The sequence below is a fragment of the Wolbachia endosymbiont of Cylisticus convexus genome (genome assembly GCF_003344345.1).
In genome coordinates, this window is sequence record NZ_QPIP01000068.1 from 1 (window position 1) to 13,402 (window position 13,402).

Annotated in this window: 10 protein-coding genes, 1 tRNA gene and 3 pseudogenes; 8 read left to right on the forward strand and 6 right to left on the reverse strand. The window is 36.1% G+C overall.

Features of this window, described 5'->3' with window-relative positions; translation table 11 throughout:
- Nucleotides 1–28 precede the first annotated feature (28 nt).
- The 5 genes and pseudogenes from Wcon_RS06955 to Wcon_RS06980 all read right to left on the reverse strand — a co-directional run.
- Nucleotides 29–704 (reverse strand): annotated as a pseudogene (locus Wcon_RS06955) (IS630 family transposase); the annotation flags it as partial.
- A 45-nt stretch (nucleotides 705–749) separates the two neighbouring features.
- Nucleotides 750–893 (reverse strand): annotated as a pseudogene (locus Wcon_RS12100) (diacylglycerol kinase); the annotation flags it as partial.
- A gap of 307 nt (nucleotides 894–1,200) precedes the next feature.
- On the reverse strand, nucleotides 1,201–4,506 hold the full coding sequence (gene carB / locus Wcon_RS06965; protein ID WP_114517695.1) for a carbamoyl-phosphate synthase large subunit: 3,306 nt from the start codon (nucleotides 4,504–4,506) through the stop codon (nucleotides 1,201–1,203).
- A 374-nt stretch (nucleotides 4,507–4,880) separates the two neighbouring features.
- A complete protein-coding gene (locus tag Wcon_RS06975) occupies nucleotides 4,881–5,645 on the reverse strand; it encodes an SDR family NAD(P)-dependent oxidoreductase (protein ID WP_114517696.1) in 765 nt (254 codons plus the stop codon).
- A complete protein-coding gene (locus Wcon_RS06980) occupies nucleotides 5,632–6,447 on the reverse strand; it encodes a YihY/virulence factor BrkB family protein (protein WP_114517697.1) in 816 nt (271 codons plus the stop codon). Before Wcon_RS06980 ends, Wcon_RS06975 begins: the two co-directional genes overlap by 14 nt.
- A 135-nt stretch (nucleotides 6,448–6,582) precedes the next feature.
- Between Wcon_RS06980 and Wcon_RS06985 the strand changes: the two genes are divergently transcribed.
- From Wcon_RS06985 to Wcon_RS07000, 4 genes are all read left to right on the forward strand, one after another.
- Nucleotides 6,583–6,939 (forward strand): TrbC/VirB2 family protein, encoded by a 357-nt coding sequence (locus Wcon_RS06985; RefSeq protein ID WP_114517698.1) that lies wholly within the window; start codon nucleotides 6,583–6,585, stop codon nucleotides 6,937–6,939.
- Nucleotides 6,940–7,054: 115 nt separating this feature from the next.
- Complete coding sequence (locus Wcon_RS06990; protein WP_114517699.1) at nucleotides 7,055–7,384, forward strand: TrbC/VirB2 family protein; 330 nt, start codon at nucleotides 7,055–7,057, stop codon at nucleotides 7,382–7,384.
- 106 nt (nucleotides 7,385–7,490) lie between these two features.
- The gene (locus Wcon_RS06995; protein ID WP_114517700.1) at nucleotides 7,491–7,799 is read left to right on the forward strand and encodes a TrbC/VirB2 family protein; all 309 of its coding nucleotides are present in this window, start codon (nucleotides 7,491–7,493) and stop codon (nucleotides 7,797–7,799) included.
- Between the two features lie 800 nt (nucleotides 7,800–8,599).
- Nucleotides 8,600–8,671, forward strand: a tRNA-Asn gene (locus tag Wcon_RS07000).
- A gap of 35 nt (nucleotides 8,672–8,706) precedes the next feature.
- Here the strand turns inward: Wcon_RS07000 and Wcon_RS07005 are convergent.
- The gene (locus Wcon_RS07005; RefSeq protein WP_114517701.1) at nucleotides 8,707–9,447 is read right to left on the reverse strand and encodes a leucine-rich repeat domain-containing protein; all 741 of its coding nucleotides are present in this window, start codon (nucleotides 9,445–9,447) and stop codon (nucleotides 8,707–8,709) included.
- Between the two features lie 196 nt (nucleotides 9,448–9,643).
- Between Wcon_RS07005 and Wcon_RS12105 the strand changes: the two are divergent.
- The 4 genes and pseudogenes from Wcon_RS12105 (at nucleotide 9,644) to Wcon_RS07025 (ending at nucleotide 13,224) form a co-directional block, all read left to right on the forward strand.
- A pseudogene (locus Wcon_RS12105) lies at nucleotides 9,644–11,277 on the forward strand (2,3-bisphosphoglycerate-independent phosphoglycerate mutase).
- A gap of 44 nt (nucleotides 11,278–11,321) precedes the next feature.
- Nucleotides 11,322–11,498, forward strand: coding sequence for a hypothetical protein (locus Wcon_RS11455; RefSeq protein ID WP_153295444.1), 177 nt, complete (start codon nucleotides 11,322–11,324; stop codon nucleotides 11,496–11,498).
- On the forward strand, nucleotides 11,491–12,165 hold the full coding sequence (locus tag Wcon_RS07020; RefSeq protein WP_114517702.1) for a JAB domain-containing protein: 675 nt from the start codon (nucleotides 11,491–11,493) through the stop codon (nucleotides 12,163–12,165). The genes Wcon_RS11455 and Wcon_RS07020 overlap by 8 nt, the downstream gene beginning before the upstream one ends.
- 207 nt (nucleotides 12,166–12,372) lie before the next feature.
- Complete coding sequence (locus Wcon_RS07025) at nucleotides 12,373–13,224, forward strand: hypothetical protein (RefSeq protein ID WP_237349981.1); 852 nt, start codon at nucleotides 12,373–12,375, stop codon at nucleotides 13,222–13,224.
- Nucleotides 13,225–13,402 lie beyond the last annotated feature (178 nt).

Sequence of the window (13,402 nt, forward strand, 5' to 3'; positions counted from 1 at the left end):
TAGCTCTTTTCATAATAGTCCGAAAAGCTTATAGAAAAGCGGAATCAACAGCATGACGAAAAGATGTGAATAGAGGGATGTTTTTCCTAGCTCTGTTTTTTATAGCAAACCAATGATGCTCAATTTTGTTAAAATCGGGAGAATAAGGCGGTAGATATAAAATTTCTGCGCCAACTCCTTTAGCAAATTCAGTAATCTTATTAGACTTATGAAAAGTAGCATTATCAAGGATAACAGTTTGTCCAGGTTTCAAAATCGGTGTCAGAAACTGCTCAAACCATTTATTAACATATTACAGTGGCCTTCAAATGTTAACGGAACAACTATTTTCCTGCCGTTTAAGGCTGCAATCATACTGATTCGTTGAATTTTTTTACCAGATTTTAGAGCATAAAACCTCTGTCCCTTCTGGCAATATCCATAAGGGTAGTCCTCGGTGTTATCAATGCCAGACTCATCTATATAAACTAAGTTTTGAGGTTCTTTTGTTGCTATAATTTTCAAAAATTCAGCGCGTTTTTCTTCGTCCCTTTCTTTGTATCCATATGTCTTTTTTTGCGTGTGAGTCCAATTTTTTTAAGAGCTCGATGAATCGTTGGGATACTAACATTGCTCCAAAGCTTAGCCATTTCCGATAGAGTTTTTCCACCATATTTTTTAGCAAATTCAGTAAATTTATTCCAGTCAGTAATTTTGTGATTTACTATTATAATTCTATTATCTTGAATGTCTACACTGTCTAGATTACTTACATCTAAAACAAACAAAGTTGAAATACATACTATAAAAAGCAGTAACTCCTGTCTGAACGCAACTTCTGATACAAAAGCTGATTTTATTCCTTCACAAGAATATTGGATTGCTTTTATTAGACGAATAATGCTTTTCTTCATTATCAATTTAAAAACTCAATGAATTACACTTATTGCACTCAGGTAAAAAATGCATGAAAACACCTTTCAGTAATGATCACTTACAAAGTAGGAATCATGCTATAAATACGCAGATTTTTACAGTTAAAGTCTGCACATTATTTGAACTAGGAGAATTAATACAAAGCCTTTCAACGAGCAACCAAATACTCAAGTAATTATATATCGACAACCATAATAAAAAATCCCTTTAATTAAATTTCTCACTCACTTGAATTTGCTACGTTACAAAATTCTTATTAAAGTAGAGTAATATTAGTTTTAATATTTAAACGTTTTGTACTTGCTGTAATGACTTCACTTCCAAATTGCTATTCTTTACATATTGAATTGCAAGTACTAACGCTTTACTTCCAGAAGCTGTGGTGCTGTAAGCTATATTTTGCAAAATAGCAGTTCTCCTGATACCTTTGCTGTCTGAGACTGATTTTACACCTTTTGAAGTATTGATCACTAGATTTATTTTTCCATCTTTGAGCATATCAACTATGTGGGGTCTGCCTTCTCTCACTTTATTTACAGCTTTTGCAACAATGCCGTTATTATTCAGATACAAAGCTGTGCCTTTGGTTGCATATATTTCAAAGCTCAGTTCTTTCAACATCCGTGCAACAGGTAATATATACTCTTTATCATCATCTTTTACTGAAACTAAAGCTGTTCCTTCTGTTGGTAATTTGTATCCTGCAGCTATGTGCACTTTTGCAAGTGCTGCCTCGAAGGATAAGTCGATTCCCATCACTTCTCCTGTTGACTTCATCTCAGGACCAAGTAGGATATCAGTTTCCGAAAAGCGCATGAATGGAAAAACTGCAGCTTTAATAGCAAAGTGATCGAGAGATTTTTTCTCTTGATCTAATTTTTTGCCTAAAATAACTTCAGTAGCGAGCTTTGCAATAGGAACATTGATTACTTTAGAAACAAAAGGAACTGTACGACTAGCTCTAGGATTAACTTCAAGTATGTATACATCACTCCCTTGAACAGCAAACTGAATGTTTATCAGGCCTTTCACTTTTAATGCTAATGCTATTCTCTCAGTTTGGAGCTCGATCTCTTTTATTACTTCGTCACTCAATGTATTTGTCGGTATTGAGCATGTTGAATCGCCAGAGTGGATACCAGCTTCTTCAATATGCTCCATGACCGCTGCAATGAAAACTTTTTTCCCATCACACACAGCATCAACATCAATCTCAACTGCATTGACTAAAAATTTATCAAGAAGCAGCGAACCATGCTCAAAGATTTTAGTGTGATTCAGGACGTACCTTTTGAAACTATCAATATCATGCAGAATTGACATAGACTGACCGCCGAGGACATATGATGGCCTGACTACTAGTGGAAACCCCACCTTTTCTGCGTTGGTTAACGCTTCTTCCACTGAATAGCAGATAGAGTTTTCAGGTTGTTTTAAATTAAGCTGCAAAGCAAGATTTTTAAACCTCATGCGATCTTCTGCAAGGTCAATAGAATCAAAAGATGTACCCAATATATTAAAACCTCTTTCATTCAGCACTTTGGCTAACTTTAAAGGTGTTTGACCACCTATTTGAACTATTACACCAACCAGTGTGCCATCTTCTTGCTCTTTACTTAGTATTTCAAGCACATCCTCTGCAATGAGCGGTGCAAAATATAAACGATCAGCAGTATCATAATCAGTTGAAACGGTTTCTGGATTACAGTTAATCATTATTGTTTCATATCCCATTTCTTTGGCTGCAGAAACTGCATGTACGCATGCATAATCAAACTCAATACCTTGACCAATGCGATTTGGACCACTTCCTAAAATCACGACTTTTTTTCGATCCGAAATATTCGCCTCACATTCCGTTTGATTTTTAACATCACCCTCATAACAACCATACATATAAGCAGTGCTTGATTCAAATTCAGCTGCACAGGTGTCTACACGCTTATAAATTTGTTTAATGCCAAATTTTTTCCTCATTGCTTCAATTTGCTCTGATGTCATTCCAGTGCGTGACACTGGAATCCACCTATTTTTTTCTTGGATCCCAGTATCAAGTACTGGGATGACAGAGGTAGGTCTATTACTTAATTTTGCTAATCTTGCGTCTGAAAATCCCATTTTTTTCAGCTCTAATATTTCATGTGCAGTTCCAGGAAGGCCATTTTCCTTGATTTTTTGTTCAGCCAAGATGATTTGCTGTATATTTTGCAGAAACCATAAGTCATATCCTGTAATCGAATTTATTTCTTCTATGCTTATTCCATGACGCATTGCGTCAGCAGCAATCAGTAATCTGTTTGGCAGCAATTTTGCTAATTGAGATCTGATGTGATCAATATCAGTATTTTCAGGAAATACTTCATTAAGTCCCGTAAGCCCAGTTTCAAGCGAGCGAAAAGCTTTCTGCAGCGACTCATTAAAAGTGCGGCCAATTGACATCACTTCTCCCACTGATTTCATGGAGGTTGATAATTCACAATTTGTCCCCTTAAATTTTTCAAACTCAAATCGAGGAATTTTAGTGACGATATAATCAATCACTGGTTCGAATGCTGCTGGTATTATTGGAGCGCAGTCGTTACGTATTTCATCAAGTGAATAGCCAATAGCAAGTTTAGTTACAATTTTTGCAATAGGATAGCCTGTTGCTTTTGAGGCAAGTGCAGAAGAGCGAGAAACCCTTGGATTCATTTCAATTACAACGAGGCTTTCATCTTCTTTAGGGTTCACTGCAAACTGAACATTTGCACCACCGGCGCTAACATCAATTTCTCTCAACACTGCTATAGATGCATTTCTCATTTGTTGATATTCAGCATCACGCAGAGTCAGAGCAGGAGCAACTGTGATACTATCTCCGGTGTGCACTCCCATTGGATCAACATTTTCTATTGAACACACTATTATACAGTTATCCTTGCAGTCACGGATAACTTCCATTTCATATTCTTTCCAGCCGATAATTGATTCATCTATCTGAACTTCATTTATTGGCGAAATTTTCAGAGCACTTTCTGCAATATTGAAAAATTCCTCTTTATTGTATACTATGCCGCTACCTGCACCACCAAGGGTGAATGACGAGCGGATAATTGCTGGCAATCCAATGTAATTCAAAGCCTTTTTTATTTGTTCTTGACTTTTTATAATGATACTTTTGGGGTATTTTAGCCCTATTTTATCCATGGATTGGCGAAATAATTCTCTATCCTCTGCTTTTTTTATTGCTTCTCTATTTACCCCTATTAATTCTACGTTGTATTTGTCTAACACTCCATCATCTGCAAGTTTTATTGTGCAATTGAGTGCTGTTTGCCCACCCATTGTTGGCAATATTGCATCTGGTCTCTCCTTAATTATAATTTTCTCTATGATTTCAGGTAACATCGGCTCAATATAAGTTGCATCAGAGAACTCAGAATCTGTCATTATAGTTGCAGGATTGGAGTTAACTAAAATGACTTTATAACCTTCACTTTTTAATACTTTACAGCTTTGCGTTCCAGAATAATCAAATTCACACGCTTGACCTATAACTATTGGGCCTGCCCCTATTACTAATATAGATTCTATATCTGTACGTTTTGGCATAATTACAATAACGGTCTCTATTCAAGTAATGTTACCAATCTTTCCTGTATATGTGAATTTTTATTAAACCTAACTACTTTTAGGCTTAACGTATAACTTTACAAACATTGCAATTTGCGTGGCAGGTTCCAATGCTTGACTGTACGAACATTTGTTTTTAGTTAAGGTGCCACACAATAGATGATGTCATCCCAGTGCCCAGACACTGGGATCCAGAAAACTTAACTTTAAATAAGTGGCTGCATAATAAAGACTAGATTCCAGACTGGAATGACACCATAGAGGCACTGGGATGACATCCTTCCTAGTGGACTCAAATCACAATGTTCATACAGTTGTGGGCTTAACGGTATCTTTGCAGATACTATGGTAATTTATTCAGGAGATCTGCTAAGTGGTAAGATTTGTCCTGATACGCTACAATCGTTAGAAGCAAGCTCCACAAATTTGTCTGTTAGTTCATCAGGTGGCACCAATTCAGATGTGTCTTTTCCGGGAAACGCTTGCTTATACATTTCACTATCGATAGGCCCTTCCGAATACACGGCATTTATGCATAAGTTCGTATGTTTTGTCTCAGATGCATATATCTTCACCATTGCTTCTAGTGCAGCCTTACTTGCAGCATATGGTACCCAATATGGATAAGAGGAAGGAGAAAGTGTCACCTCTGAGGTCATGAATATCACTCTTCCAGCATTAGATTTTTTTAGCATTGGATCTAAGTTTTTTAGTAGGTACCAATTGGCAGTAAAATTTGTATTCATTACGTGCTGTAGCTCTTCAATCTCATAGTCGTGAATGGGGTTCAGTTTTCCTAAAATTCCAGCACACGCAACTAGTATATCAAGTGCTCCAGATTCTGATAATTTCAGGTTTTCTATCATATTTGGCAGTACTTTTACGCTCTCAAAATCCAAAAGATCAAGCTGAATTAGTTTCACAGAGCCTTCTCTAAACTTTTCAATTTCATTATATAGTGGCATGAGATTATCAAGAGATCTGGAAATCAGAATCACAGATGCACCTTCTTTTACAAGTTTTTTTGCGACAGAAGAGCCTATTCCACCTGAAGCCCCGGTAATTAAAGCTACTTTACCTTCTAACTTACCCATTTCTTTCTCCTTAGCGAGATTCATTGAAGTATTTTAGCTGAAAATTAAATTTTGCTCCATATATAAAAATCAAACTTAGCACATAAAAAAATAGTAACGACACCACCACACCACCTAAACTTCCATATATCAAATTCAGTTGCTCAAAGGAAGCTTTTAAGTATTGCTTGAAAGCTGAAGCGGAAATTGTCCAAAGAATAACAGCCACACAAGATCCGGGAAATACGTCTGATAAGTTTTGTTTTATGTTTGGCAACATAAAATATAGCCAAGAGACTACTGTGAAAAGTACAAATTCAATGAGGAGATATTTAGTATAACTAATCCCCTGATAGGAAAAATCAATTAGCATCGGCACTAATGTAGAGAACACTATAGTTAGAGTTATAATAAGTGTGATCACTAAAAACTGTAATATACTGAGTACCCTTCTCCATATATAAGGCGGCGAAACTGGAATTTTATAAGCTTTGTTCAATACTGTTCTTAGCCCTTCAATTGTTGACGAGGCGGTCCAAACAGCGCCTACAATTGCTAAAGTTAGTAAGCTTTGCGGCGGGCCTGATATTATCTCCCTAATACGCGGCATCAAAGATGATAAAATATCCTGTGGCATGTTATCAATAATAAATGTCCAGCCGACGTTGTATTGGTCTAAGAAACTTGCGAATGTTGACGCCACAGCCATTAAAACAATAAGAAAAGGAAATATTGATAACAGAATTAAAAATGATAGATACCCTGCGTGCTCCACTCCATCATTGTAAATTGTGTCGATCAAAGCACGATAAAGGCAATAAACGATGCTATAAAATTTCTGTAGCACTGTAATATAAATAAACTAAGAAAAGTATTCTAAATGAAATAAAGGATATTTTTAAGCAAAAAATCCTCACCATTTACTTAAACTTAATCAATGTGATAGATAGTCAAATATGAAACAGAAATTATCGGAGGCATAATGAAAAATTTTCTTCTACTTGTAGCTTTAATTCTTTCCTTTGCGTTTGATGCACGTGCTACTAATGATCTAGACGCAACATCAGCAGTAATCTGCAAAATAATGGGTTATACTCATGGCTTAGGTGGGCCGATGATCACAATAGTGATAATAGGTGCAGCCTTGCTTGCAATATTTGGCAGAATGCCATGGCCAGCACTTTTTGCACTTGGTGCATTTACTGCTGTGTTTTTTGGTGCTCCTGCTGTCGTTTCAAAAATAGCACCAGATACAGCAAGTAAGTGCGTGCCATGTTCTGCTGGACAAGAATTGAAGCTTGCTCCAGATGGAAAAAGCTACACGTGTCAGCAGCCCTGATGCAAGTGGAGTATACAAGTGTAAGTAAAAAGTATTGGGTAAATGATACAAGCTGTATCATTTACTCAAATTTAATCAAAATGATAGATAATCCAGCGTTAAATACGGAGGCATAATGAAAAACTTTCTTCTACTTGTGGCTTTAATTCTCTCCTTTGCGTTTGACGCAAATGCTGATGAAACATCAACAGTAATATGCAAAATAGTAAACTATATTCATGGTTTAGGTGGACCGATGATCACGATAGTGATAATAGGTGCAGCATTGCTTGCAATATTTGGGAGAATGCCATGGCCAGCACTTTTTGCACTAGGTGCATTTACTGCTGTGTTTTTTGGTGCACCTGTAGTTGTTTCAAAAATAGTACCAGACGGTATGTTTTGTAAGGATGGTGCGATTGTTTGCCCTACTGGTAAAACGTTGACTAATGGTAAATGTACATAATAGGTATCACAGCCTCAAAGAAATTTTAAGTAAATGATACTTCTTGTATCATTTACTCAAATTTAATCAAAATGATAGATAATCCAGCGTTAAATACGGAGGCATAATGAAAAATTTTCTTCTACTTGTAGCTTTAATTCTCTCCTTTGCATTTGATGCAAATGCTGATGAAACATCAACAGTGATATGCAAAATAGTACAATATACCCAAGGTCTAGGTGGGCCGATGATTACAATAGTAATAATTGGTGCAGCCTTGCTTGCAATATTTGGGAGAATGCCGTGGCCAGCACTTTTTGCACTAGGTGCATTTACTGCTGTATTTTTTGGTGCCCCTGCAATTGCGAAGACAATAACAGGAAAAGATGCATGTACTGGTAACACTAGTAACAATTGCTCTCCTGGTCAAACATGAGATTCTAATCAAAGTAAATGTGTATAGGTATTACAGGCTTAGAAAAATCTTAAGTAAATGGTGCTTCTTAAAGGAGCGCCATCACTGTACGAACTTGTGATTTAAGCCACCATTAAGGTGTTATTCGAGTAATCTCTCTCTTGTCATCCCAATGCCCTCTTTCTTGTCATTCAAGTAGCTGACACTGATTCCTTTATGATGGTGTCATCCAAGTAGCTGACACTGGTTACTTTATGATGGTGTCATCCCAGTGCTTGACACTGGGATCCAGCTTTTTCATAATCATCAAAACGTTGTATTTTAACATAAAACGGCTACTTTTACGCTTACCAACTTAATAAAATTCCTGGATGCCAGTGTCTGGGCACTGGCATGACATCTTCCTACAGATAATGCTCGTACAGCTGTGCATTACATGCTGCTTTCTTAGTCACAAGTATTAAGAAATTTACTAAATAGAAAAAAGGCAAAAGAATCCCCGTATAGCGAGTTTTGACCCTATAATAATTTAAATTGGCATTGTAATAATGTGCTAACGCTTATTTTAAGCGCGATTTGGCTGAATGTAGAAAAAATAAAAAGACATGCAGCCGCTATAATTTTTTGTAATTTGCCAATAAATACCTGAGTTTTTTACTGAATTTTGTCGTTGAGACCGCGCGTATCAAAAACAAGGATGAATACTCTTATTGGTATGATAAGGGAAATGGCGGAGTTTGTAAAGGAGTTTTATGGGTTTAAAGTCTACATAAAAATCGTTTACAATCGACGTTCGATATGATAAGTTGAAAAAGGTTTATTCCTCGGTAGCTCAGTGGTAGAGCAGTTGGCTGTTAACCAATTGGTCGCTGGTTCGAATCCGGCCCGGGGAGCGTTGATTTCTGTTGCAATATATATTTACAGCCCACTATTCTCTTCTGTCACTTATTTTCTTACTATTAAAATGCAAAGATGTCTGCGCATCACTTAGCCTACTCTCTGGCTCCCCTCCTATTTTTCTTTTATTACACTTCCTTTTTAATTCAGGCAGAACATTTTTAGGCAACGTGCTATCAATACTGCAATAATTGAAAATAAGTGAAGTAAGACGTACCAAATTTCCATTAGCTAGAGTCTTTGCACCTTTGTAATGAATGCTGTTATCATATACTTTAAGTGTAACAAGATCTTGGAGATTTCCACTCGCTAAAGCCTTTGCACCTTTGTCACTAATTTCATTCCATCCTAAACTCAGTAAAGTAAGTTTTTTAAGATTTCCACTTGCTAAAGCTTTTGCACCTCTATCGCCAATTTTATTATCATATAATTTAAGCTCAGTAAGGCTTGTAAGATTGCCACTCGCTAAAACCTCTGCACCTTCATCATCGATTCCGTTTCCTCCTAAATCAAGTGAAGTAAGATTTGTAAGATTCCCGCTTACTAAAACCTTTGCACCTTCTGTACCAATACAACAGCAATTCAGATCAAGTGAAGTAAGATGTGAAAGCTTAGCTAGTTCTTTTATAACTTCATAATTAATGCTTGAACATCGTAAAATAAGCTTTGTAATGTGTGTATTGTGTTTTAAAAAGTTTACGAATTTGTTTATATTAATTATAGTGCTTGATGTTGCTAAAATATTAGCTTTTACATATTGGGTAAAACTCATTTGACTTTCTTATTAAAAGTAGGAAGTGTTTTAGTAAAAACTTCAGCAACTGTCAATCACTTTAATAAAATATTTTATGAAAAACCTCATATACCATTGCCTCTAAGTAGCTTTTTCTATCTCCTACTTTAACGCAAAAGTTGTGAGGAGAGTTTGTTTTTGGTATCATATTAAATCTATAAAATTCTAGTATTATATGAACTTTAAATCAGTTGTTTTATGCATACTAGATGGCTGGGGGAATGGAATAGAAAGCAGTAAATACAATGCTATCAGCAATGCAAATCCACCCTGTTGGCAATATATTAGCTCTAATTACCCAAAATGCAGTCTATCCACTTGTGGAACTGATGTTGGATTACCAGAAGGCCAAATAGGCAATTCAGAAGTTGGCCATATGAATATTGGCAGTGGTAGAGTGGTAATGCAAAGCCTTCAGCGCATTAATCAAGAAATCGAAACGATAGAAAATAATGCAAATTTACAAAGTTTTGCTGGCAATCTAAAAAGTAAGAATGGCGTATGCCACATAATCGGATTAGTGTCAGATGGCGGTGTTCATTCACATCAAAAGCATATTGGAGCTTTAGCAAATAAAATATCACAGCGCGGAATTAAAGTAGTAATACATGCATTTTTAGATGGCAGAGACACATTACCAAATTCAGGAAAAAAATGCATTCAAGAATTTGCAGAGAGTATAAAGGACAATGACATAAGAATTGCCACTGTCTCTGGGCGTTATTATGCTATGGACCGTGATAATAGGTGGGAAAGAACAATTGAGGCTTATGAGGCTATCACATTTGCAAAGGCACCTCGCCACGATGATGCAGTATCGCTTATTGATGAAAATTATCAAAATAATATAACTGATGAGTTTATCAGGCCTGCAGTAATAGGTGATTATCAAGGTATACAAGCAGAAGATGGATTGCTGTTGGCTAACTTTCGTGCTGATCGAATGATACAATTGGCAAGTATTTTGCTTAACAAAACGGACTATATAAAATCCTCTGTCATCCCAGTGCTTGACACTGGGATCCAGAAAGAAGAAAATATATGGATTCCAGCGTCACGCGCTGGAATGACACCAAACAGCGCTGCTAATCTTTCATTAAAACAATGGTCATGCGAGAAATTCACTGAAGTGGCAAAATTCTCTTCAATTTTAAGCATGATGCAATACAAAGCAGACTTAAAAATTCCTTATCTTTTTCCTCCTGAATCTTTCGCTAACACTTTAGGACAGATAATAGAAGATAATAAATTACGGCAACTGCGCATTGCTGAAACTGAGAAATACGCGCATGTAACTTTCTTTTTAATTGCGGGAGAGAAGAACCTTTTTTCGGTGAAGAAAGAATACTAATTCCTTCACCAAAAGTTAAAACTTATGATCTGCAGCCCGAAATGTCAGCCTTTGAGCTCACAGAGAAGCTTGTAGAAAAAATTCATTCCCAAGAATTTGCACTGATAGTTGTAAACTACGCTAACCCTGATATGGTGGGACACACAGGTAACATAAAAGCAGCTGAGCTAGCTGTGCTAGCTGTAGACGATTGCCTTGCGAGAGTGCTGAGTGCTGCTGAAGAAGTGGGTAATACTGCACTCATTGTTACGGCAGACCATGGTAATGTGGAATGTATGTTCGATGAAGAAAACAACACACCTCATACAGCACACACTCTAAATAAAGTTCCATTCGTTGTATCTTGCGAAAATCTAAAATTAAGAGATGGAAGACTATCTGATATTGCCCCTACTATTTTACAGCTACTTGGACTCAAAAAGCCAAATGAAATGACAGGTAGTTCGTTGATTGTATAATTTTTCGCATTATTCTCTAACTGGATCTGCACAGCTGTTGTAGTTTGAAATATCGTAAAGGTGTCATTCAAGTAGCTTCTTATGTGTCATCCCAGTGCCCAAGCAACAAGGACAACATTGCAAATTTAGAGTTCAAAAGAGTTATTCCTCGAGAACTATTGCGTCAGAAAGCTGGCGCTGAATTTGTATATAATGTTGATCTTGGAGGTTTTTATGAATAATAGTGAGAATAAAAGAAAAGAAAAATTAGAAACTAGAATTTTATCAAGCAAAGACAGGTCTCTGCTTGATCATGAGCTATTGGAACTTATACTGTATTCTGTATGCGAAAAAGGAGAAAGCAGAAATGTTGCAGAGAAACTAATAGCGCTGTTCAATAGTGTGGGAAAAGTAATTAGTGCTGATCTTTATGAGCTAAAAAGCGTTGTAGGAATGAATGATGCATCTGTAGCAAGTATTCAATGTGTGAGAGAAATTATAAAAAGGATACTGAAAGGCAAATTAGAAGAGTTATCAATTATGGATAATAGAGAAAAGCTAATAGAGTACTTGAAGGCAACAATAGGGCAGTTCAGAAAAGAAGGCTTACGAGTGATATACTTGGATCCAGGTAACCGTTTGGTGCACGAGTATGTTCAAGACACCGGAACTGTAAACAAAACACCTTTTTACATAAGAGAAATAGTCAAAAGGGGATTATTGGTCGAAGCAATGTCTGCTATAGTAGCACATAATCATCCGAGCGGAGACCAAGAACCATCTGAGGAAGATGAAAAGAATACACGGAAATTAGAGTTGGCATGTGATAATGTAGGAATCAAATTAATGGATCATGTAATAATAACAGAAAAAAGTCACTTTAGTTTTTATGATAATGGCTTAATGTGATACTAGAATTGAAATGGGGTGGTTTCACTTCACCCTTTTTCAAACCTTTGTTTAACTCTCTGTGGAAAAGAAAATTGTTTCAGTTTTCATGAGAATGGGTTACTGTAACGGTAAAGGCAATGGAGTTTTTATCATATAGTTCTGAGCAGCTCAAGCAATACTTTTTTAGCACTAAGCAATGAAGAAAAAATTACTAACTATAGAAGGTTGCTGAAAGAAGCAAAAATTTTACTTAAAAAAGAAAGTAGTGATATAAATCAGCTTAAAAAGCTAAGTAATGCAGCCGTTGCTATAGAAGAAACTACTGAGCAAGAATTACTGAAGGAATTTAATGATGACCATCCACTGCGAGAAGTGAATGTTATAGTCTATCCTAAAAAAGATGGTAGTGAAGTAAATTACTTATTCAGCTTGAGCGATTCATCAGAATTGTATGATGTGAAGGAAGATAGAGAAAAAGCGTTGTACCAGGCAATAAAATCAAGTGATATTGAGATAATAAAGCATTTGCTAATAATTGTGTTATCTGATAACGCTAAAAAGGTACGCAAGCTAAACTCAGATTACTTAAAAGAGCTAGAAACATTTCTATCAAAAGGCTACAAAGAACTGGAAAAAAATCTTTCAAAAGATATGAAAAATTACCTTGAGAAGAAGATAAGGTTTGTCAGCTTTTTATGCGATTTTAAATATCAAGAAAATCCAATAGAGTCATTTGCATCCCAAGCAGATGTTGATTATCAAATAGATAAATTTTTACTTTCTTTGATTGCGGAAAATACCAAAGAGAAAGAGCTATTAAGTAAAATAAACGAAATGATGGAACTTTTAGAAAAGCATGAAAGATTTGATGAATTAGAATACAAAGTGAGGAGACTAAAATCAGAGCTTGAGGGAGGAAAAAGTAAGTACTTAGCAGAAATTATGGGAGCAAGCATCAAAGAACGAGAAAGGGAGATGAGGGAAATTGAGGAAAAATATATACGGCCGCGTAATTTAATAAATGAAAGGAATGATTTATTAAAGCAGACATTAGCTTTTAAAAGGTACATACATTAACTTTAAGTTTTAATCTTATTGTTTTCCCTACCGAAGGTTATCTCACCTTGAGGCAAAGGAAAGGCTAGAATAGTCGCGTATGCTAGCACACCAAGTGCGATATGAAAGCCTACCAAAATACTGAAAAAGGGCCTTGGACCAAATGTAGATCAAATAATTGCCAAAGCATGTATAAATA